This is a genomic window from Conexibacter sp. CPCC 206217, assembly GCF_030646165.1.
Taxonomy (GTDB): Bacteria; Actinomycetota; Thermoleophilia; order Solirubrobacterales; family Solirubrobacteraceae; genus Conexibacter.
On sequence record NZ_JAUTDO010000005.1, the window covers coordinates 102,209 to 122,332 of the forward strand.

Below are 20,124 nucleotides of genomic sequence, written 5' to 3' on the forward strand. Positions count from 1 at the left end.
ACGGCGGGGCGCCACGGAGGAGCTAACGGAGTGGAGAGATGAGGAACCAGGTGAGTCGCATCACTGAACGGTCACGCGCGGCCGCAGGGCTGGCGCTGGGCATCGGCATGCTGGCGTTCGTCGCCGGCTGCGGCGGCGAGAGCTCGTCGAGCAGCAGCACCAGCACCCCCGCCGCCACGGCGCAGACCCCCGCCGCGACGGATGCCGCGAGCACGACCACCGCCGCGGCGAGCGACGGCAACAACACGCTCTGCGTGACCTCGAACGTCAGCTTCGGCCTCGCGCCGCTGTTCTTCGAGGGCTACAAGGAGATCGCCAAGCAGTACGGCCTCGACTACGTCCAGAAGATCGCCTCGCCCGACGGCAACCTGCAGTCGGCGGCGACCAACATCCAGCAGTGCATCAACGCGAAGCCGAAGGCGATCGTCGGGATCGCGACCGAGAGCGCGGCCGTCGCCGCCCCGATCGCCGCCGCCGAGAAGGCCGGCATCCCGTACATAGCGGACCAGTCCGGCTCGCCGGTGCCCGGCGTGCGCGTGCAGATCTGGGGCAACGAGTACGCCAACTCGGCGGCGCTCGTCGGCTACCTGCTGACCAGCAGCGACAGACCGCAGAACATCTATGTGCTGAGAGCGAGCGCGCTGCCGGTCGTCGCCCGCCGCACCGCCGGCCTGCTGGCCGCGCTGCCGATCGAGAGAACGCAGCTGAAGCTCGCCGGCAGCTCCGAGCTGGACCTCGCCGACGTCGCCAGATCGGCGACCGAGAAGACGCTCGCCGCGGTGCGCGCCAACAAGGACGTCAACGTCGTCGTCGCGCCGTGGGACGACCCCGCCGCGGGCGCGCTCGCCGCGCTCAAGCAGCTCAACCGCGACGACGTGAAGATCATCACCTACGACGGGCTCGACTCGACCTACGAGACGATGCGCGGCGGCGAGAGACGGATCGCGGCGATCGCCGCGCTGCCGGCCGAGGCCTTCTTCAACGTGCGCAAGCTGCTCGTCGGGCAGATCCTCGACGGCTCGCTGCCGCCGAGCGTCAACGCGCTCTGCTCCGGCCCGCTCGTGACGCCGGACAGCATCCCCGCCAAGGGTGAGCTGACACCGGGCGGCTCGTGCATCCTCAACGGCAGAGTCGAGACCGCCGACGAGCTGAGAGCGGCGGCCGACGCGGAGCTCGCCAGACAGTGATCGCCGCCTCGACAGCCGATCGCGGAGCGCCGGGCGGCGCCCTGCTGAGCGCTCGCGGCGTCGAGAAGCGCTACCCCGGCGTGCACGCGCTCAAGGGGGTGGATCTCGACATCCACGCGGGCGAGGTTCATGCGCTGCTGGGCAGCAACGGCGCCGGCAAGAGCACGCTCGCGCGCATCTTCGGCGGCGTCGAGGCGCCGGACGCCGGCGAGGTGCTGTTCGACGGCAGTTCGCTGCTGGGACTGCGACCGGATGAGGTCGCCGCGCGCGGCCTCGCGGTCGTGCACCAGGAGCTGCGGCTCTTCCCCGACCTCAGCGTCGAGGAGAACCTCGCCTTCCTGGTCGGCTATCCGACCTCGCACGGCTTTGCCGCGCGCGGGCGGATCCACCGGCAGGCGCTCGACGCGCTGAGAGTGCTCGGCCATCGCGAGATCGACCCGCGCGCGCAGGTCGCCGACATCTCGGTCGCGGAGGCGTGGCTGGTCTCCGTCAGCGCGGCGCTCGTGCGTGAGCCGCGGCTGCTGCTGTTGGACGAATCGACCGCGGCGATGTCGGCGCGCGACGCGACGGTGCTGTTCGACTTCCTGCGCGAGCGCGCGGCCGCGGGCCTCGCTGTGATCCTCGTCAGCCACCGGCTGCAGGAGGTGCGCGACGGCGCCGACCGCATCACGATCCTGCGCGACGGCCGCATCGGCGAGACCGTCCCGTCCTCGACCAGCCGCTCGCGGCTGATCGAGATCATGTTCGGCGAGGGCAGCCGCGAGGCGCAGGAGCAGCGCGAGCGGACCGCCGTCGCGGACGCCGCCGCGGCGGACGCCGACGGTGCGGCGATCCGCGTGACCCGCACCGACGCGGCGCCCGCCGACGGTCCGCCGCTGCTGCAGGTCGTCGACCTGCACGCCGGCTCCGCGCGCGGCGTCTCGTTCGAGGTCCGCCCCGGCGAGGTGCTGGGGATCGCCGGCGCCGTCGGCTCCGGCCGCACCAGCACCGCGCGCGCGATCGCGGGCGAGCTGCCGCTCCAGTCCGGCTCGCTGCTGCTGGACGGCAGAACGTACCGGCCGCGCAACCCCGCCGAGGCGGTCCGCCGCGGCGTCGTGCTGCTGCCCGAGGACCGCGACGCCAACGGCGTCATGCCCGGCATGTCGCTGCGCGAGAACATCTCGATCGGCGTGATCGACGACGTCGGCCGCGGCCCGCTGGTCGCGCGTCGCGCCGAGCGCGGCATGGCCGCGAGCGTGATCGCCGACCTGAACATCAAAGGCGTGCCGGGGCAGGAGATCACGACGCTCTCCGGCGGCAACCGCCAGAAGGCCCTGCTCGGCCGCGCCCGCTGCATCGGCGCGCGCCTGCTCGTCCTCGACGAGCCGACGCGCGGCCTCGACTTCGCCGCCCGCGGCGACCTCGAGGCGACGATCCGCAGCTTCGCCGAGGCCGGCAACGGGGTCGTCGTGATCTCGTCCGAGTTCGACGAGCTGGCGACGCTCGCCACCCGCGTGATCGCGATCCGCGACGGCGAGAGCGTCGATTTCGAGCTGCGCGACCCGCACAGCAGCGACGAGGGAGCCATCGCACAAGCGTCCTATGGAGGTCAGTCCGCGTGAGTCAGAAACTGAAGCCCGCGCCGGCCGGCACCGCCGCCGGCACCATCGCCGCCCCCGTCGCCGAGCCGCGCCGGGCGCTGCAGCCGGCGCGCTACGCGACCGTCGGCGCGCTCGTGCTGATGGTCGTCGTCTTCTCGATCCTGAAGCCGGGCGACTTCGCGACGTGGGACAACTGGCGCTCGATCCTCAGCCAGGGCGCGCTGCTGGCGATCATCGCCGGCGGTCTCACGCTGTGCCTGATCCAGTGGGACTTCGACCTCTCGATCGGCGCGATGGCGACGCTCGGCGGACTGACCGCGGCGCTGCTGGTCAGACACGGCTGGGCGCTGCCGCTGGCGATCGTCGCGACCGTCGCGCTCGGCTGCCTCGTCGGCCTGGTCAACGGGATCGTCGTCGTGCGCTTCCGCGTCTCGGCCTTCATCGGGACGCTCGCGATGATGTCGATCCTCGGCGGCGTCGGGCTGTGGTGGACCGGCGGCACGCCGGTCCCGATCACCGACATGGCGTTCCAGAGACTGGCCTTCCGCCAGGTCGCGGGCGTGCCGCTGCCGGTGATCGTCGCGATCGTCTGGTACCTGGTGCTGTGGGTCGTGCTGGAGCGCGGCAAGCTCGGCCGCAAGCTGTACGCGGTCGGCTCCAACCGCGAGGCCGCGCGCCTCGCCGGCCTGCGCGTCCCGCGCATCCGGATCCTCGTCTTCACCGTCTGTGCGGCGGCTGCCGCGGCGGCGGGCGTGCTGCTCGCCTCGACGCTGCAGGGCGGCTACCAGGGCGCGGGCGACGCGTTCCTGCTGGACGCCTACGCGGCCGTCTTCCTCGGCGCCGTCACGTTGCGGATCGGCAAGTTCGACATCTTCGGCACCGCCGTGGGAATCCTGATCCTGGCGGTGATGACGAACGGGCTCAACCTGCTCGCACTGCCGACGTACCTGATCAGCATCATCAAGGGAGTCATCCTGATCGTCGGTGTCGCGGCAGCCGCCGGGGCGACGCGCGGCGGACGCACGAGCGGCGGCGGAGGAGGGCTGGGCGGATGACCACCCGTCACGCGACTGAGGGCGCGACCGCGCCGCTGCAGGTCAGCGACGCCGATCCGCGCGTGCACGAGCTGTTCGCCGGCGATGTCGTCGAGACGCTCGTGGACCATGGCACCGGCCTGCTGGAGGGCGTCACCTGGCTGCCCGGCCGCAGCATGCTGGTCTTCAACGACATCGCCGGCGCGACCACCTACGGCTACCGCGACGGCGTGCTGAGCGTGCTGCGGCGCGGCAACCGCCAGTCGAACGGGATGACGCTCGACGCGCACGGCCGGCTGCTGATCTGCGAGCACGCGACGAGCGCCGTCGTGCGCCAGGACTACGACGGCAGCTTCGAGGTGCTCGCCGAGCGCGTCGGCGGCAAGCAGCTGAACAGCCCCAACGACGTCGTCGCGACGACCGACGGGCGGATCTACTTCACCGACCCGTACTTCGGCCGCGAGCCGTACTTCGGCGTCGAGCGCGAGCCCGAGCTGGACTACTGCGCGGTCTTCATGCTGCCGGCCGGCGGCGGCGGGCCGATCGCCGTCGCGGACGACTTCAGCGGGCCCAACGGCCTCTGCTTCTCGCCCGACGGCAGACGCCTGTACGTCAACGACACGCTGCGGATGCAGATCCGCGTCTTCGGCGTGCGGCCCGACGGCCGCCTCGACGACGGCGAGCTGTTCGCGCAGATGCCCGGCGAGCCCGACGTCGGCGCCGGCGTCCCGGACGGGATGAAATGCGACGAGCGCGGCAACGTCTACTGCAGCGGGCCGGGCGGGCTGTGGATCTTCACCCCTGCGGGCGAGCGCCTCGGGATCGTCCACGTGCACGAGCGCGCGGTCAACTTCTGCTTCGGCGGCCCGCACCGCAACGAGCTCTTCATCGCCGGCGCGAACGGGCTGCTGGACCCGGGCACCGATCGCGGCTGGATCTACCGAATCGAGATGGCGGTGCGCGGGGCTGCCCCCGCGTACCTCGTGGAAGGAATGGACGTTTGATGAGAATCGGATGCGCGGCGGCGACCGAGCAGGACCGCCTCGACCTCGGTGTCGAGATGACGCAGGAGGACGTCGAGTACCTCGGGATGGACTGCCTCGCCGAGCGCACGCTCGCGCTCGCGCAGCTGCGCAGAATCGCGAACCCGGACGCCGGCTACAACGAGATGCTGCCGGCGCGGATGCGCGGGATGCTGCCGGGGCTGAAGAGAAACGGGATCAGACTGGCGTCGAACTTCGGCGCGGCCAACCCGGAGGGTGCGGCGAAGGCGATCGCGGCGGTCGCGCAGGAGATCGGCGTCAGCGACCTGAAGCTCGGCGTGATCACCGGCGACGACCTGCTGGAGCGCGTCGACGACTTCGAGTTCGACTTCAAGGAGACCGGCGGCGGGCTGGAGACGCTGCCCGGCAAGGTCGCCTCGGTCAACGCGTACATCGGCGCCGAGCACGTCGCGCAGGCGCTCGACGGCGGCGCGGACGTGGTCGTCGGCGGGCGGATCGGCGACCTCTCCCTGTACCTCGGCTGCATGATGCACCACTTCGGCTGGGCGATCGACGACTGGCAGCGGCTCGCCGCCGGCTCCGCGGTCGCGCACCTGATGGAGTGCGGGCGCTACGTCGCGGGCGGGGCGTTCTCGGAGCCCGGCTGGCGCAAGGGCGTCCCGGGCCAGACGAACCTCGGCTTCCCGCTCGGCGTCGTCGAGGAGGACGGCACCGCGACGCTCGGCAAGCAGGCCTCGCGCGGCGGGATGCTGACCGTCGACACGGTCAAGGAGCAGCTGCTGTACGAGGTCCACGACCCGGGCAACTACATCTCGCCCGACGTCGTCACCGACGTGCGCGAGGCGCGCCTGGAGGCGGCCGGACCGGACCGCGTCCGCGTCTCCGGCGTGCGCGGCCTGCCGCGCACCGACACGCTGAAGGTGCTGGTCGGCGTCGAGGAGGGCTTCATCGCCGAGGGCGAGGTCTCCTTCAGCGGCCGCGGCGCGGTCGCGAAGGCGCAGGAGTCGCGCGAGATCGTCGAGGCGCACCTGCGCCAGCGCGGCCTCTGGAGCAAGCTCGAGGGCTGGCGCGTGGACGTGATCGGGATGCAGTCGATCCTCGGCGACAGAACGCTGCCGCTGAACGGCGAGCCGACCGACGTGCGGCTGCGCTTCGCGACCCGCTGCGCCGAGCGCGAGACCGCCGACGCGGCCGCGTTCGAGTTCCAGGACCTCTGGTTCGGACCGGCCGGCGGCGGCGGTGCGCGCTCCGGCGTGCGTCAGATCATCAGCCTCTTCTCGGCGCTCGTGCCGCGTGAGGAGATCCCCGTCAAGGTGGAGGTCAAGAGCCTGTGACCCGCGTCAAGCTCGGCGACATCGCCCACTCGCGCTCCGGCGACAAGGGCGACATGGCCAACGTCAGCGTGATCCCGTGGAACCCCGAGGACTACGAGCACGTGCTGAAGCACGTGACGGAGGAGGTCGTGGAGGCCGCGTTCGGCGATCTCGTCAAGGGCACCGTCACGCGCTACGAGGCGCCGGGGATATCGGCGCTCAACTTCGTCCTCGACGAGGCGCTCGACGGCGGCGTCTCACGGTCGCTCAACCTCGACATCCACGGCAAGGCGTACTCGTCGGTGATGCTGGAGATCGAGATCGAGGCGCCCGTCAGGCTGCGCGACGGCAACGGGAACGGCGACGGCGCGGCGGCGTGACGCAGCTGACGATCAGCGATCCGGCGGCCGACGCCTTCGCGCTCGACTACGCGTCGCTGGCCGCGCGCGTGGCGGGCGGCGGCGCGCGGCGCGTCGGCCTGCTCGGCTGTCGCAGCGCGGGCGCGCGTGCGACCGTCGAGCGGCTGCTGGAGCTGGGCGTCCAGTCGGTCGAGGTGTTCGAGACGGTCGCGGCGGCCAGCGACGTGGCCGCGACCTCGCTGTCGGCCGGCGCGTACTGGTCGCGCTTCGCTGACGAGACGAGCGCCTGCGCCGCCGCCGCCGTGCAGTGGCGCGCGGGCCTGCTCGACGGCCTCGCGAAGTGCGAGCTGTCGACCGCGACCGTGCTGCGGGAGGTGCTGCGCGAGCAGCGCGGCAGCTGGTTCGCGCACCTCGGGCTGGTGCTGCAGGAGCACGACGGCAGCGCCTTCGTGCTCGCCGACGCGGGACTCAACCGCAGCCCGTCGGTCGAGCAGCTGGCGTTGATCGTCAGGCGCGCCGCGACGGCCGCGCGGCGGCTCGGCTGCGCGCGCCCGCTGGTCGGGCTGGTCGCGCACACCGAGCACGTCGACCAGTCGGTGCCCGGCAGTGCGCTGCTCGACGAGCTGCGCCGCGGGCACGGCGAGGCGTTCGCGCGCGACGGCGTCGAGCTGGTCGGGCCGATCGCGCTCGACGTCGCGCTCGATCCCGACGTCGCGAGCGCCAAGGGCACCGGCCTGCGGCGTCGCTGCGACGTCGTGATCGTGCCCGAGATCGTCGTCGGCAACGTGCTGTTCAAGGCCTACATGCTGCGCGAGGACTGCCTCGTCGCCGGCGCCGTCTTCGACGGCGAGCGGCGCGCGATGGCGGTCCCCAGCCGCGCCGCCAGCGTCCGCGAGCGCGTCGCGTCGCTCGCGTTCGCGCTGGCGATCACACAGAACGAGGAGAAGGTCCACTGATGCTGTCGAGAGCCGCCGTCCTGTTCGAGACCGGCGCGCCGCTGGAGATCCGCGAGATCGAGGTCGACGCGCCCAAGCAGGAGGAGGTGCGCGTGAGGGTCGTCGCGTCCGGCCTCTGCCACAGCGACATGACGCTGATGGCGGGCAAGCTGCCGCATCCGCTGCCGCTGATCCCGGGCCACGAGGCGGCCGGGATCGTCGAGTCGGTCGGCCCCGGCGTCACGTCCGTCGCGCCCGGCGACCACGTCCTGATCGTCTACCGCGGCCACTGCGGCCGCTGCCGCTACTGCGCGATGGGCCGCCCGGTGCTGTGCCAGCTCGGCGCGCGCATCCGCGCGACCGGCACGCTCGCGGACGGCACCGTCCGCTACCACGTCGACGGGCGCGACGTGTTCCACTTCACCGGCGTCTCGGGCTTCAGCGAGCACGTCGTCGTGCCCGCCAGCGCAGCGATCAAGGTCGATCCGGCGCTGCCGCTCGACGTCGTCGCGGTCGTCGGCTGCTCGGTCCTGACCGGCGTCGGCTCGGCGCTCAACGCGGCCGGTGTGAGCGCCGGCGACGCGGTCGTCGTGATCGGCTGCGGCGGCGTCGGCCTCAACGTCCTGCAGGCGTCGCGGCTGGCGGGCGCCCACCCGATCGTCGGCGTCGACGTCTCGCCGCAGAAGCTCGAGGCCGCGCGCGGCTTCGGCGCCACGCACGTGCTCGACGGCGCGCGCGACGACGTCGCCGAGCAGGTGCGCGCGCTGACGGGCGGCGACGGCGCCGACTTCGCCTTCGACGCGGTCGGGCGCCCGGCGCTCGTCGACGTCGCGCTCGACGCGCTGCGTCCCGGCGGCGCGGTCGTCGTGATCGGCGTCCCCGACGCGACCGAGAAGATCGAGGTCGGGCAGCTGATGCTGCTGGCGCAGGAGAAGCAGCTGCGCGGGTCGCTCTACGGCAGCAGCAACTTCGGCGTCGACGTGCCGCGGATCCTGACGCTGTGGCAGGCCGGCAAGCTCGATCTCGAGGGCCTGATCGGCAGACGGATCGTGCTGGACCAGATCAACGAGGGCTTCGAGGCGCTGCACCACGGCGAGTCCGGGCGCACCGTCATCCAGATGGGCTGAGGGAGGAAGCGATGAGCAGGCAACTCGAGGGCAAGTCGGCGGTCATCACGGGGTCGGGCAGCGGGATCGGCCGCGCGACCGCGCTGCTGATGGCGGCTCGCGGCGCGCGCGTGACCGTCTCCGACGTCGACGACGCCAACGGCGAGGAGACCGTGCGGCAGGTGCGCGAGGCCGGCGGCGAGGCGACCTACGCCCACTGCGACGTGACCGACGGCGAGCAGGTGCTGGCGCTGATGCGCCACGCCGCCGAGACGCACGGCGGGATCGACGTGCTGCACAACAACGCGGGCATCCACGACACCGCGATCGCCGGCGACACGTCGAGCGAGACGATCAGCGAGGAGGCGTTCGACCGCGTCTTCGACATCAACGTGAAGGGGACGTGGCGCTGTGCGCGCGCCGCGCTGCCGTACCTGCGCGAGGCACCGCAGGGCAGCGGCACGGTCATCAACTCGGCCTCGGTCGTCAGCTTCGTCGCGTTCCCGATGGGACCGGCGTACTGCGCCAGCAAGGGCGCGATCATGCAGCTGACGAAGTCGATGGCGACCGACTGGGCGAAGTTCGGGATCCGTGTCAACGCCTACGCTCCGGGAGTGATCGAGACCGCGATGGTGTCGAAGTACTGGGAGACGGCGGAGGACCAGGCGGCGGTCAAGCGCGAGCTGGCCTCGACGAGCCTGATCCCGCGGCTGGGACAGGCCGAGGACGTCGCCGCGATGGTCTGCTTTCTCGCCTCCGACGACGCGGAGTTCCTGACCGGCGGCATCTACCTCGTCGACGGCGGCATGCTCGCCTGGCGCGGCGCGAACGAGGTCTGAGCGCGGCTATATTCCGCGCCCCTCCGAGACCAGAACAGGCGTGCCCTAGATGAGCGACAGCACGGCGAACGAGCGCAGCGAGAGATCCCCCACGAAGGCGGGCCGGATCGCTGACGAGCTGCGCGAGATCATCGCCTCCGGCCAGATCGAGCGCGGCACACGGCTGCATCAGGACGTGCTCGCCAAGCAGTTCGACGCGAGCATCACGCCGGTGCGCGAGGCGCTCAAGCTGCTGCAGGCGGAAGGGCTGCTGGAGGCGCAGCCGCACCGCGGCGTGCGCGTCGCGCAGCCGAACGTCGACGAGATCGCGTCGATCTACGTGATGCGCCGGCTGGTCGAGCCGCACGCCGCGCGGCGTGCGGCGCGGCGGCTGTCGCGGCGTGACTACGACATCGCGCGCAGGCTGAACGAGGAGTACGCCGCCGCCAGCAGTCAGGAGCAGGCGCGCCGCGCCCGCCAGCTCAACCACGACTTCCACTTCGTCGTCTACAACGCGTGCGGGCTGCCGACGCTCGTGGCCGAGATCGAACGACTGTGGACCGGCTTTCCGTGGGCCACCCTGCAGGTGCGCCGCGGCCGCCAGAACTCCTATGACGAGCACCTGCGGATGCTGGAGGCGCTGATCGCCGACGACCAGCCCGCGATCCAGCAGCTGTTCGAATCGCACATCACGCGCGGCTTCGCGTCGCTGATGGAGCACATCGACCCGACGCGCACGATGGACCCGTTCGACGACGAGTCGCCGCTGCGCCCCTGAAGACTCACTGCGGAGGACCCCTTGCAGGACCCCACGAAGGTCACCGTCACGAGCATCACCGAGAACTACGTCGACATGCTGCTGGCCGACGAGGAGCACATCAGCCGCGCTGGCCTGTTCCACCACTTCGACCCCAAACGCACGCCGCCGATCGGCGAGAACGGGATCGCGCTGCTGGTCGAGGTCGAGTGGGGGCGCTACTCCTACCGCGCGCTGTTCGACACGGGCATGACGGGCAAGGTGCTGCTGCACAACGCGGCCGCGCTCGGCGTCGACCTCGGCCAGCTCGACCACGTCGTCGTCAGCCACGGCCACCCCGACCACTACGGCGGACTCGTCGGGCTGCTGGAGTCGCGCGAGGCGTCGCTGCCGCTGTCGATCCACCCGGAGGCGTTCCTGCCGCGCTACCTGCGGCTCGCCTCCGGCGAGGTCGCGCCGTTCTACAACAGCGACCTCACGCGCGAGCACCTGGAGCGGCTCGGCGGCCGCGTCGTCGGCCACCGCGAGCCGCTGGAGGTCGGCCCCGGGCTGATCGCGACCGGCGAGATCCCGCGCAACGTCGCCTTCGAGCAGCCGTCGAGACGGATCGACACGCCCAACGCGCTGATCCAGGTCGCGCACGACGGCTGCGTCCACGCCGACGTCGTGCCCGACGACCAGGCGATGGCGATCAAGCTCGGCGACGGCATCATCGTGCTCGTCGGCTGCAGCCACGCGGGCGTGGTCAACTCGATCAGACACGCGCTGGAGATCACCGGCGCGCAACGCGTGCTGGGCGTCTTCGGCGGCTTCCATCTCGGCTTCCCGGGCGTGCCGCAGGAGAGAACGACGGCGACGATCGAGGCGCTGCGCGAGCTGGAGGTCGAGATGCTCTGCCCGATGCACTGCACCGGCATGCAGGCGATGATGGAGATGCGCCGCCAGCTGCCCGACGCGTTCGTGATGAACTGCACCGGGACCCGCGTCCACTTCGACGCGGCGCGGATCGAGCTGAGCGCGAAGAACGGGCCGGGCGGGGCGCGTCGCAGCTGACCCTCGCGCGGCGCCTACATTCGAGGGATGAGCCCCCATCTCTTCTCGACCTTCGACGTGCGCGGCGTGCGGCTGCGCAACCGGATCGCCGTCTCGCCGATGTGCCAGTACTCGGCCGACGACGGGCTGGCGCGCGACTGGCACCTGGTCCACCTCGGCTCGCGCGCCGTCGGCGGCGCGGGGCTCGTGATCGCGGAGGCGACCGCGGTCGTGCCGGAGGGTCGCATCAGCCCGGCCGACCTCGGCATCTGGAGCGACGCGCACGCCGCGGCGCTCGCGCCGATCGCCCGCTTCGTCAGCGCGGAGGGCGCGGTGCCGGGCATCCAGCTCGCCCATGCCGGGCGCAAGGCGAGCACGCAGCGGCCGTGGGAAGGCGGCGGCAGGGTCGACGCGGCCGACGGCGGCTGGACGCCCGTGGCGCCGACCGACGCGCCGTTCTCCGACACGTATCCCGTCCCCCGGGCGCTCACCAGCGACGAGATCGCCGCGCTGCCGGGCCGGTTCGCGGCCGCGGCACAGCGCGCCGTCGGGGCTGGCTTCCGCTGGCTGGAGGTCCACGCGGCGCACGGGTACCTGCTGCACGAGTTCCTGTCGCCGCTCTCCAACGCCCGCGCCGACGCCTACGGCGGCGATCTCGCCGGCCGCGCGCGGATCGTGCTGGAGGTCGTGCGCGCCGTCCGTGCGGCGGCCGGCGACGACGTGCCGGTGACCGTGCGCGTGTCGGCCAGCGACTGGGTCGACGGCGGACTGACGATCGAGGACACCGTCGTGCTCGCGCGCTGGCTCGCCGAGGCGGGCGCCGACCTGATCGACTGCTCCTCCGGCGGCAACGTCGTCGCGGCGCAGATCCCGATCGGCCCCGGCTACCAGGTCCCGTTCGCCGAGCGCGTCCGCCGCGAGGCCGGCGTCCCGACCGCCGCCGTCGGCCAGATAACCGACCCCGAGCAGGCCGAGGAGATCGTGCGCGAGGGCCGCGCCGACCTCGTCTATCTCGCGCGGGAGCTGCTGCGCGACCCCTACTGGCCCCACCGTGCCGCCATCGCGCTCGGCCACGAGCCGACGCCGCCGGTGCAGTACGTGCGGGCGTACTGAGGGCGACCGCCGCTAGCTGGTCGCGGCGGGCGCGGGCGCGTCGTGCGCCCGCCGCGCGCGCCGCGCCTCGGGAGCCGCGCCGAGCGCCACGACCGTGCGGTCGCGGCCGTCGCGCTTGGCGCGGTAGAGCGCTTCGTCGGCGCCGGCGATCAGCTGCTCGCCGGTCGTTCCGGGCCGCCACGCGATCACGCCGGCGGAGAACGTCTGCCGGGCGGGAACGCAGGCGCGCAGGCCGTCGATCAGCAGCTGCGCCCCGGCCGTGTCGGTGCCGGGCAGCAGCAGGCAGAACTCCTCGCCGCCCCAGCGCGCGAGCATGTCGGTCGTGCGTATCCGCTGCGACCACTCGATGCTGACCGCGCGCAGCAGCGCGTCGCCGGCCGGGTGGCCGTGGGCGTCGTTGTAGTCCTTGAAGCGGTCGAGGTCGATCAGCGCGAGCGTCAGCGGACGGCCGCTGCGCTGCGCCGCGGCGATCTCGCGCACGTGCGCCGCCTCCAGCGCGCGGCGGTTGGGCAGGCTCGTCAGCGGATCGGTCTCGGCCAGCCGCTGCAGCTCGCTGTGCGCGGCCTGCAGCCGCTCGCCGATCGCGCGCTCGCGCGCCAGCAGCTCCTGCACGACGAAGCCGACGAGCGCGCACGAGAGCACCAGCAGCGGCATGCTGCGCCAGCCGGTCGACGGGTAGTCGGGCACGCCGAGCACCACCAGCGGGACCGCCAGCACGAGCGTGACGACCACCAGCACCTGCCACAGCTGGCGCCGGCTGCCGTACAGCGCGACCCACAGCACCGGCACGATCACGACGACGCCGTAGCCGCCGCGCGCGCCGCCGGTGCCGTCGCGCAGCAGCGCGATCGCGACCAGCGCCGTCAGCGCGGCGATCCCGGCGAAGCGGCCGCCGGTCAGCTGCGGCGCCAGCAGCGCCGCGATCCCGAGCGAGACGGTCAGCGCGAACGCGAGCAGGACCTCGACCCAGTCCACGTTCGTCTCGCCCGTGATCGGGATCAACGCGAACGTGACGATGCCGCAGAGCGCAAACGGAGCGAGCCGTCGCCCTGAGACCCGGGCGGTCTGCTCCTCGTTCTGCACCGGGGTCAGCATACGACGACCACGCCTGACGCATCGGCTCGCGCGACCAGGAGCTTTAGCGTGCATGCACTCGTGCGCCGCTCACATGTCCGCTCAAACATTCGTTGAGTGCTCAGGAGATCGGGAATGCTCCTCGCGCCCGTGGACATACTGCCCCGGTACCAATCGGGGAAGAGGTCTCGCATGTCGTTCGCGCAGCGGTCCGAACGGATCGTCGAGAGGACGTTCACGCCATCGCGCACGGAACTTGCCGCCGCCCTGCGCGCGGGCGAGATCCGCATCGACCTGCAGCCGCAGCTGAACCTCGGCAGCGGTCGCGTCGTGGGGGTCGAGGCGCTCGCGCGCTGGACGCACCCCGAGCTCGGTCCCGTCCCGCCGCTGACGTTCATCCCGGTCGCCGAGCAGCACGGGCTCGGCGAGGCGGTCGCCGCGACCGTCCTGGAGCAGGCGCTCGCCTGCGTTGCGCAGCTTGACGCGCTCGGCGCGCAGACGCTCGGCGTCGCCGTCAACGTCTCCGCCCGCAGCCTTGGCGACGACGGTCGCGTCCGTCGCGTGCGGGAGGCGCTCGCGCGCTCCGGCGTCGCGCCGAGCCGGCTCACGCTCGAGGTCACCGAGGACGCGCTGAGGGGCGATCCGGCCGGCCTGCAGGAGGTGCTCAGCCGCCTCAAGAGCCTCGGCGTGAGGCTGTCGCTGGACGACTTCGGCAGCGGCTACTCGTCGCTCGGCCGGCTGCAGACGCTGCCGCTCGACGAGCTCAAGATCGACCGCGTCTTCGTCGAGCAGATGCGCCGCTGCCGCGACACCGGCGTGATCGCGGCGATCGCCGCGCTCGGCCGCCACCTCGGCATGACGGTCCTCGCCGAGGGGCCGGAGTCGAGCGCCGAGCTGGAGCTGCTGGCCGGGCTCGGCTGCCACCTCGCGCAGGGCTACGCGATCAGCGCGCCGCTGCCGCCGGGGCAGTTCTACGACTGGCTCGGCCAGCAGCTCGCCCGCCCGCCCACGGTGCGGGCGCGTCCGGCCGCGTGCGCCGCGCAGCAGCCGGCGCGACCGGACGAGTCGGCGGAGCTGGGTCTACGGCTGCACCACGCGCTCGACCAGACGATGACCGACGCCGGCGCGATCGGGGTCGTCTGCCACGCGACGACGGCGCGCCTGGCGCGGGAGCTCGGGGCGGACTTCGCGGCCTGGTGGCGGACCGGCTCCGAGCGCGAGCTCGACAGCTCGCTGCGCTGCGTCACGGCGTGGTCGGCGCAGCCGGGCGTGACGGCCGAGCTGACGCGCGCGTCGCGCGCGATGACGTTCGCCGCCGGCGTCGGGTTGCCGGGGCGGGCGCTGGAGCAGCGCGAGCCCGTCTGGGTCGCGGACGTCGAGGCCGAGCCGGGGCTGCCGCGCGCGGGCGTGCTGCGCGCGGCGGGGATGCGCAGCGCGCTGGCGATCCCGATCCGCACGCGCGACCGCGCCGTCGGCGTGCTGGAGTTCTTCGGCGCGCAGCTGCGCGAGCCCGACAGACGCGGCATGACGGCGCTGTCGAGCATCGGCGTGCGGCTCGCGCACTTCCTCGCCCGCCGCGACGCGATCGCGGCCAGCGACGGCTATCGGACGACGTTCGACGCGCTGCACGCGGTCTTCGCCGCGCTCGCCGTCACCGCGCCCGACCAGCTCCCGGCGCAGCTGTGCCAGCACGCCGCGCGGCTCGCGCGCGCCGACGTCGTCGGGCTGTGGCTGCCCGGCGAGGCTCCCGGCGAGCTGCGGCTGGCCGCGTCGCACGGCGGCCTCGACCCGCGGCTGCGCACCAACGCGCTCGACGAGCACTCCGCCGTCGCGACCGCGCACGCCTCCCAGGAGCGGCTGTTCTTCGGCGACCTCGCGGCTCATCCGCTGCCGTCGCGCCGCCTCGCGCAGGTCTTCCGCGCACGCTCGGCGCTGTTGCAGCCGGTCGTCGGCGACGGCGTCGCGAGCGCGGTCATCTCGATCGCCTGGTCGACCCCGCGCGAGCGCGTCGAGGAGCCGCTGCTGACCGCTATCGGTCTGCTGGCCGACTACGCGCGGCCGCTGCTGCGTTGAGCGCGATCCACGCCTCGACGGCGGCGTCGGTGCCGGCGCGGTCGCCGGTCGCGAGCAGGTCGAGCAGCAGGCCGCGTGTGACGGCGATCCCGAGCCGCGCCATCGCGCGAGCCGTCGCGGGGTCCATCCCCTGCGCGACGTTGATCTCGGCGATCGGGTCCAGCCACGCGTCGACGATCCCGTCGAGCAGCTCGGTCGTACCGGGCCGACCCTGCAGCGCCTGGCCGTAGAGCTCGAAGAAGAGCCGCTCGTTGGGCCACAGCGACGGGTCGGAGATGTGCTGCCACCAGGTCCGCATCGCCTCCGCCGGATCGAGCGACGGATCCGGCACGAGCTGCGGCAGCGCGGCCCGCTGCTGCCTCTCGACGGCGCGGATGACCTCGACCCAGAGGCCCTCCTTGGAGCCGAAGTGGTGGATCAGCATGCGGTGGCTGGTGCCGATCGCCCCCGCCAGCTCACGCAGCGAGAGATCGCTCACCCCGCGCTGCGCGATGTGTGCGATCGCCTTCTCCAGCAGGCGTTCGCGTGCGTCTCCGGGGGGCATTGGCAGAAGTCTAACGGAGATGTACCATCTGGTACATCATGCCGACTCCAGTGCAGGTCTCCATCGACGTCCCGCAGTCGCAGCCGGACGTCTTCGCCTTCCTCGACGTGATGGCCAACCACGAGCCGTTCACGGACCACATGCTGGTCGACTGGTCCTACTCCGGCCCCGCGAGCGGCGTCGGCTCCAGAGCACGCGTGCACGCGACGGCCGGTGGCCGCAAGCAGCCGGTCGAGATCGAGGTCGTCGAGGCGCAGGCGCCGGCGCGGATCGTCGAGCGCAACGTCAGCGCGAAGGGCAGACGCGTCGGCCGCGGGACGTACGAGCTGACGCCGCTGCCCGGCGGCGGCACGCGCGTCGCGTTCACCTACGCGTGGGATCGCGCGCCGCTGGCCGATCGCGCGCTCGCCCCGCTGGTGCGGATGCTGCTGCGCCGCGGCAACGAGCGCGCGATGCGCCGCCTCGCCGAGCAGCTGCCTTAGCCTGGCTCGGGCGATACCGGCGCGTGGAGCGCGGGTAGGTCTGCGGTCATGGACATCTGGGACATCACCGCGCTCGAGATCGAGCCGCATCAACCCGAGGTGCTGCACTCCGACGAGGGTGCCGTGCGCGTGATCGCGATCAACCTCCCCAGCGGCGAGGCGCTGCGCGACCACGAGGTGCACGAGCACGCGTGGCTGCACGTCCATCGCGGCGCCGTCGAGGTCGACGCCGACGGCGCCACGCGGCGCGTCGGCGCTGGCGGGCTCGTGCACTGGCCGCCCGGCGAGCGCCACGCCGTGCGCGCGGCCGACGACGCCCTGCTCGTCCTGCTGCTGGCGCCCTGGCCCGGCCTGGGCCATCCCAGCCGCGCGGGGGAGACGAGCTAGTGGCGTGACCGGTCACGCCACTGGCCACGGCGTCGCGCGCTCGGCCTCCGCGCGCTCGGCGCTCAGCCGGGCGCGTCGCCGGCTCTGGGCGCGACCTTGCCGCCGTTCACGTGCGAGGCGTCGGAGAACTCGCGCAGGCGGCCCGTCGCGACGAAGACGACGCGCTCGCCGACGTCGACGGCGTTGTCGCCGATCCGCTCCAGGCAGCGCGCGGCGAGCGTCATGTGCATCGCCCAGCGGCGCACGTCCGCGGTGCCGCCGATCTCGATCCCGCGCTGGAAGACCTCGCGGTTGAGCAGGTTGACGCGCTGGTCCAGCTGCGGCAGCTGCTCGGCCAGCGGCACGTCGCGCGTCGCGAAGGCGCGCTTGGCGAGCACCAGTTGCTCGCGCACGAGCCGCCCCATCAGCGCGATGCAGTCGAGCAGCAGCGTGTCGGCCGGCGCCTCGCGGCCGTCCAGCGCGACGAACTTCGCGATCGTCACGCATTGGTCGCCGACGCGCTCGATCCGGCTGACGAAGTCGATCAGCCCGAGGATCGTGCGCAGGTCGCTGGCGACCGGCGCCTGCCGCGCCATCAGCGTGAGGATCTCCCGCTGCGTCCGCCGGCAGCGCTCGTCGAGCAGGTCGTCGCCGGCGACGACGGCGCGCGCGAGGTCCGCGTCGCGCAGCGCGAGCGCCTCCAGCACGCGGTCGAGCGCCTCGACGGCGAGGTCGACCGTGTCGAGCCCACGTCGCTCGATCTCGGCCAGTTCCTCGCAATAGCCCGATCGCATCCCGTCTCGCAGCTACCCGCGATCCGCGGGGCTGATTCAGCGGCCGAGCAGCATCGACGCGCCACATGAACGTCTTTCTTGCGCAACAACGTCACCCTGAGCGGCGCCCCCGCCGGCCGGCCGATCGTCGGGCTGATTGCAACGCCCGTGACCGGGCAGCTTCCAGGAGACCGTCTATCCACGAGGAGCAGCACATGATCCTGCGCATCGATCGCCTGCAGACCGAGCTGCCGCCGCCGTCAGATCCCGATCCTGACGGCGCCGCGGCCGTGCAGGAGCTGCTGGGCGGCAAGTTCGGCGAGATGTCGACCTTCATGAATTACACGTACCAGTCGTTCAACTTCCGCAACCGGCAGGGCGCGCGGCCGTTCTACGACCTCGTCGCGTCGATCGCGGCGGAGGAGTTCGGCCACATCGAGCTGGTCTCGGCGACGATCAACACGATGCTGACGGGGACCGCCGACAGAGCGCTGCTGAGCGGCAGAGCCAGAAGAGCCGGCGGCGCGCCGCTCGGCGACCTCAAGAGCGTGCGCAACACGCAGCACTACCTCGCACCCGGCGGCGCGGGCGCGGTCGTGCAGGACTCGATGGGCAAGCCGTGGAACGGCGACAACGTCTTCTCCTCGGGCGATCTGATCGAGGACCTGACGCACAACTTCTTCCTCGAGACGGGCGCGCGCAGCGGCAAGCTGCGCGTCTACGAGATGGTCGACCACCCCGCCGCGCGGGCGCTGACCGGCTACCTGCTGGTGCGCGGCGGCGTCCACCAGGTCGCCTACGCGCGGGCGCTGGAGAACCTGACCGGGGCGGACCTGACGAAGCTGTTCCCGTCGCCGCGGATCCCGACCGAGAAGATCCCCGAGTGCAGACCGCACCTCGACCGCGGCGAGCACCTCAAGCTCTACCGCTTCTCGCAGGACGACTTCAAGGAGATCTCCGCGGTCTTCAACGGCAGACACCCGGAGACCGGCGAGCAACTCGTCGTCGCGGAGGAGACGCATCCGGTCGGCGCGCTCGCCCACGACCTGCCGCCGCAGCCGGCGGTCTTCGCGCCCGGTCCCGAACCGGAGGAGATCGCCGAGATCGCCGCGAGACTGCGCACGGCGGCGGGCCTGCCGAGAAAGCCGACGGGCAACGTCGCGTAAGCAGCCGTCGGCGCGCGGGCCCTTCGGCTCGGACGAGCCGGCCGGCCGACCGCGCGCTGAGCGCGCGGTGCGACCGGCGTTTGCGCGTTCAGCCGACCGGCGCGTAGCGGCCGTGGAGCATCAGGTCGTTGCCGTCGGGATCGGTGAAGAGCGCCATGTGGCAGACGCCGGTGTCGATCGTGGGGCCAAAGAACGCGACGCCGCTCGCCTCCAGTTCCGCGCGCGCCGCGGCGACGTCGTCGACGTGCAGCGCGAGATGGGCGTTCTTCTGCGGCGCGAATCTCATCCCCTGTCTCTCCGGCTCCCAGATGCCGAGACAGGTCTCGCCGGCCCAGAACTCGTACTGGGAGTTGGCGTCCGGACGCAGACCGAGCGTTTCGCCGTAGAAGGCGCGCGCACGGTCCGGATCCTGGGACGGGATGCCGACGAAGTCGAGCTTGGTGATGGTGGGCACGAGAGGCTCCTTTGTAGAGGGATGGCCGACGAGCGTCATGCTCGCAACGATTGCGGTCAGGTGAAGACCTCAATTGGCAGGGTCTGTCGGGCGGCCTACCCACGTCGCCCCGATAGGGTGCGCGGCCGAGTCATGGAGCCGCAGATCGAGAGTCGGTCGACCGAGTTCGTCGACGCCCCCGACGGCACACGGATCGCCTATCGTCGCCTCGGCAGCGGGCCGCCGATCGTCGCGCTGCACGGCGGGCTGGGCTCCTCGCGCACGTGGGAGGCGGTCGCGCGGCGGCTCGCCGATCGCAACGAGTTCTTCCTCGTCGACCGCCGTGGCCGCGGCGAGAGCGACGACGGGACCGAGCCGCACGCGCTCGCGCGCGAGGTCGAGGACGCGCGCGCCGTGCTCGCCGCGGCCGGGCGCGGCGCGCTCCTGATGGGCCACTCCTACGGCGGCGCGATCGCGTTGGAGGTGGCGCGTGAGGCGTTCCCCGGCGAGCTGGGCGGCCTGATCCTCTACGAGCCGGCCGTGCACATCCGCGACGCGATCCCGCGCGAGCAGCTCGACAGACTCCGGGGCCTGATCGCCGCCGGCCTGCCGGAGCAGGCGGTCCCCTACGGGCTCGGCCTGCTCGACGCGGCCGGCCTCGTCAGCGCCGACGGCCCCGCCTCGACGCGGCCGCTGAAGCGGACGCCGGAGCTGACGCGCGTGGTCGCGACGATTGCGCGCGAGATCGACGCGGTCAACCGGCTCGACGCCGACCCGGCGCGCTACAGCGCGGTCGACGTGCCGACGCTGCTGCTGGTCGGCAGCGAGAGCCCGGCGCGCACGCAGGGCGTCTGCCGGACGCTTGCGCAGGAACTGCCCGACGTCGAGGTCGTGCGGCTCGACGGCGTCGGCCACGTCGCCCACACGATGGCGCCCGACGTCGTCGCGGGCGCCATCGCTGCGTTCCTCGACTGA

The 20,124-nt window shown here is 72.7% G+C and carries 21 protein-coding genes; 17 read left to right on the forward strand and 4 right to left on the reverse strand.

Translation table 11 applies throughout. From position 1 onward, the window contains the following. Positions 1–50 precede the first annotated feature (50 nt). Genes Q7L65_RS14600 through Q7L65_RS14655 form a run of 12 tightly spaced genes read left to right on the forward strand, consistent with a single transcriptional unit; the run spans position 51 to position 12,238 of the window. On the forward strand, positions 51–1,187 hold the full coding sequence (locus Q7L65_RS14600; RefSeq protein WP_304722196.1) for a substrate-binding domain-containing protein: 1,137 nt from the start codon (positions 51–53) through the stop codon (positions 1,185–1,187). Next, the gene (locus Q7L65_RS14605; protein WP_304722197.1) at positions 1,184–2,788 is read left to right on the forward strand and encodes a sugar ABC transporter ATP-binding protein; all 1,605 of its coding nucleotides are present in this window, start codon (positions 1,184–1,186) and stop codon (positions 2,786–2,788) included. The genes Q7L65_RS14600 and Q7L65_RS14605 overlap by 4 nt, the downstream gene beginning before the upstream one ends. Continuing rightward, positions 2,785–3,822 carry an ABC transporter permease gene (locus Q7L65_RS14610; protein WP_304722198.1) on the forward strand — a complete coding sequence of 346 codons (1,038 nt, stop codon included), beginning with the start codon at positions 2,785–2,787 and terminating at the stop codon, positions 3,820–3,822. The genes Q7L65_RS14605 and Q7L65_RS14610 overlap by 4 nt, the downstream gene beginning before the upstream one ends. Further along, positions 3,819–4,805: an SMP-30/gluconolactonase/LRE family protein gene (locus Q7L65_RS14615; protein ID WP_304722199.1), complete on the forward strand. Its 987-nt coding sequence runs from the start codon at positions 3,819–3,821 to the stop codon at positions 4,803–4,805. The genes Q7L65_RS14610 and Q7L65_RS14615 overlap by 4 nt, the downstream gene beginning before the upstream one ends. Then, positions 4,805–6,139, forward strand: coding sequence for an acyclic terpene utilization AtuA family protein (locus Q7L65_RS14620; RefSeq protein ID WP_304722200.1), 1,335 nt, complete (start codon positions 4,805–4,807; stop codon positions 6,137–6,139). Before Q7L65_RS14615 ends, Q7L65_RS14620 begins: the two co-directional genes overlap by 1 nt. Then, on the forward strand, positions 6,136–6,498 hold the full coding sequence (locus tag Q7L65_RS14625) for a hypothetical protein (protein WP_304722201.1): 363 nt from the start codon (positions 6,136–6,138) through the stop codon (positions 6,496–6,498). Before Q7L65_RS14620 ends, Q7L65_RS14625 begins: the two co-directional genes overlap by 4 nt. Continuing rightward, the gene (locus Q7L65_RS14630; protein ID WP_304722202.1) at positions 6,495–7,433 is read left to right on the forward strand and encodes a phosphate acyltransferase; all 939 of its coding nucleotides are present in this window, start codon (positions 6,495–6,497) and stop codon (positions 7,431–7,433) included. Before Q7L65_RS14625 ends, Q7L65_RS14630 begins: the two co-directional genes overlap by 4 nt. Next, positions 7,433–8,539 carry a Zn-dependent alcohol dehydrogenase gene (locus Q7L65_RS14635; RefSeq protein WP_304722203.1) on the forward strand — a complete coding sequence of 369 codons (1,107 nt, stop codon included), beginning with the start codon at positions 7,433–7,435 and terminating at the stop codon, positions 8,537–8,539. The genes Q7L65_RS14630 and Q7L65_RS14635 overlap by 1 nt, the downstream gene beginning before the upstream one ends. An 11-nt stretch (positions 8,540–8,550) precedes the next feature. Beyond that, a complete protein-coding gene (locus tag Q7L65_RS14640) occupies positions 8,551–9,357 on the forward strand; it encodes an SDR family NAD(P)-dependent oxidoreductase (protein WP_304722204.1) in 807 nt (268 codons plus the stop codon). Between the two features lie 49 nt (positions 9,358–9,406). Beyond that, positions 9,407–10,114, forward strand: a complete 708-nt coding sequence (locus Q7L65_RS14645) for a GntR family transcriptional regulator (RefSeq protein ID WP_304722205.1) — start codon at positions 9,407–9,409, stop codon at positions 10,112–10,114. A gap of 21 nt (positions 10,115–10,135) precedes the next feature. Further along, positions 10,136–11,146: an MBL fold metallo-hydrolase gene (locus tag Q7L65_RS14650; protein WP_304722206.1), complete on the forward strand. Its 1,011-nt coding sequence runs from the start codon at positions 10,136–10,138 to the stop codon at positions 11,144–11,146. 27 nt (positions 11,147–11,173) lie between these two features. Further along, positions 11,174–12,238: an NADH:flavin oxidoreductase/NADH oxidase gene (locus Q7L65_RS14655; RefSeq protein ID WP_304722207.1), complete on the forward strand. Its 1,065-nt coding sequence runs from the start codon at positions 11,174–11,176 to the stop codon at positions 12,236–12,238. 12 nt (positions 12,239–12,250) lie between these two features. Here Q7L65_RS14655 and Q7L65_RS14660 read toward each other — a convergent pair whose 3' ends face one another. After that, entirely contained in the window at positions 12,251–13,321 is a 1,071-nt protein-coding gene (locus Q7L65_RS14660; RefSeq protein ID WP_304722209.1) for a GGDEF domain-containing protein, read from the reverse strand. Positions 13,322–13,504: 183 nt separating this feature from the next. On the opposite strand from Q7L65_RS14660, the gene Q7L65_RS14665 reads away from it, so the two are divergent. Then, positions 13,505–15,385, forward strand: a complete 1,881-nt coding sequence (locus tag Q7L65_RS14665; protein ID WP_304722210.1) for an EAL domain-containing protein — start codon at positions 13,505–13,507, stop codon at positions 15,383–15,385. On the opposite strand, the gene Q7L65_RS14670 is transcribed toward Q7L65_RS14665, so the two are convergent. After that, positions 15,342–15,929, reverse strand: a complete 588-nt coding sequence (locus Q7L65_RS14670) for a TetR/AcrR family transcriptional regulator (RefSeq protein ID WP_304722211.1) — start codon at positions 15,927–15,929, stop codon at positions 15,342–15,344. The two genes, Q7L65_RS14665 and Q7L65_RS14670, sit on opposite strands and share 44 nt — an antisense overlap. A 38-nt stretch (positions 15,930–15,967) precedes the next feature. Between Q7L65_RS14670 and Q7L65_RS14675 the strand changes: the two genes are divergently transcribed. Together Q7L65_RS14675 and Q7L65_RS14680 are read left to right on the forward strand one after the other, a co-directional pair. After that, positions 15,968–16,411, forward strand: coding sequence for an SRPBCC family protein (locus Q7L65_RS14675; RefSeq protein ID WP_304722212.1), 444 nt, complete (start codon positions 15,968–15,970; stop codon positions 16,409–16,411). Positions 16,412–16,459: 48 nt separating this feature from the next. Next, positions 16,460–16,798 carry a cupin domain-containing protein gene (locus Q7L65_RS14680; RefSeq protein WP_304722213.1) on the forward strand — a complete coding sequence of 113 codons (339 nt, stop codon included), beginning with the start codon at positions 16,460–16,462 and terminating at the stop codon, positions 16,796–16,798. A 62-nt stretch (positions 16,799–16,860) separates the two neighbouring features. Here Q7L65_RS14680 and phoU read toward each other — a convergent pair whose 3' ends face one another. Beyond that, positions 16,861–17,571, reverse strand: coding sequence for a phosphate signaling complex protein PhoU (phoU, locus tag Q7L65_RS14685; RefSeq protein WP_304722214.1), 711 nt, complete (start codon positions 17,569–17,571; stop codon positions 16,861–16,863). Between the two features lie 194 nt (positions 17,572–17,765). On the opposite strand from phoU, the gene Q7L65_RS14690 reads away from it, so the two are divergent. Further along, positions 17,766–18,716: a manganese catalase family protein gene (locus Q7L65_RS14690; RefSeq protein WP_304722215.1), complete on the forward strand. Its 951-nt coding sequence runs from the start codon at positions 17,766–17,768 to the stop codon at positions 18,714–18,716. 88 nt (positions 18,717–18,804) lie between these two features. Here Q7L65_RS14690 and Q7L65_RS14695 read toward each other — a convergent pair whose 3' ends face one another. After that, positions 18,805–19,170 (reverse strand): VOC family protein, encoded by a 366-nt coding sequence (locus Q7L65_RS14695; protein WP_304722216.1) that lies wholly within the window; start codon positions 19,168–19,170, stop codon positions 18,805–18,807. A 132-nt stretch (positions 19,171–19,302) separates the two neighbouring features. Between Q7L65_RS14695 and Q7L65_RS14700 the strand changes: the two genes are divergently transcribed. Next, the gene (locus Q7L65_RS14700) at positions 19,303–20,124 is read left to right on the forward strand and encodes an alpha/beta fold hydrolase (RefSeq protein ID WP_304722218.1); all 822 of its coding nucleotides are present in this window, start codon (positions 19,303–19,305) and stop codon (positions 20,122–20,124) included.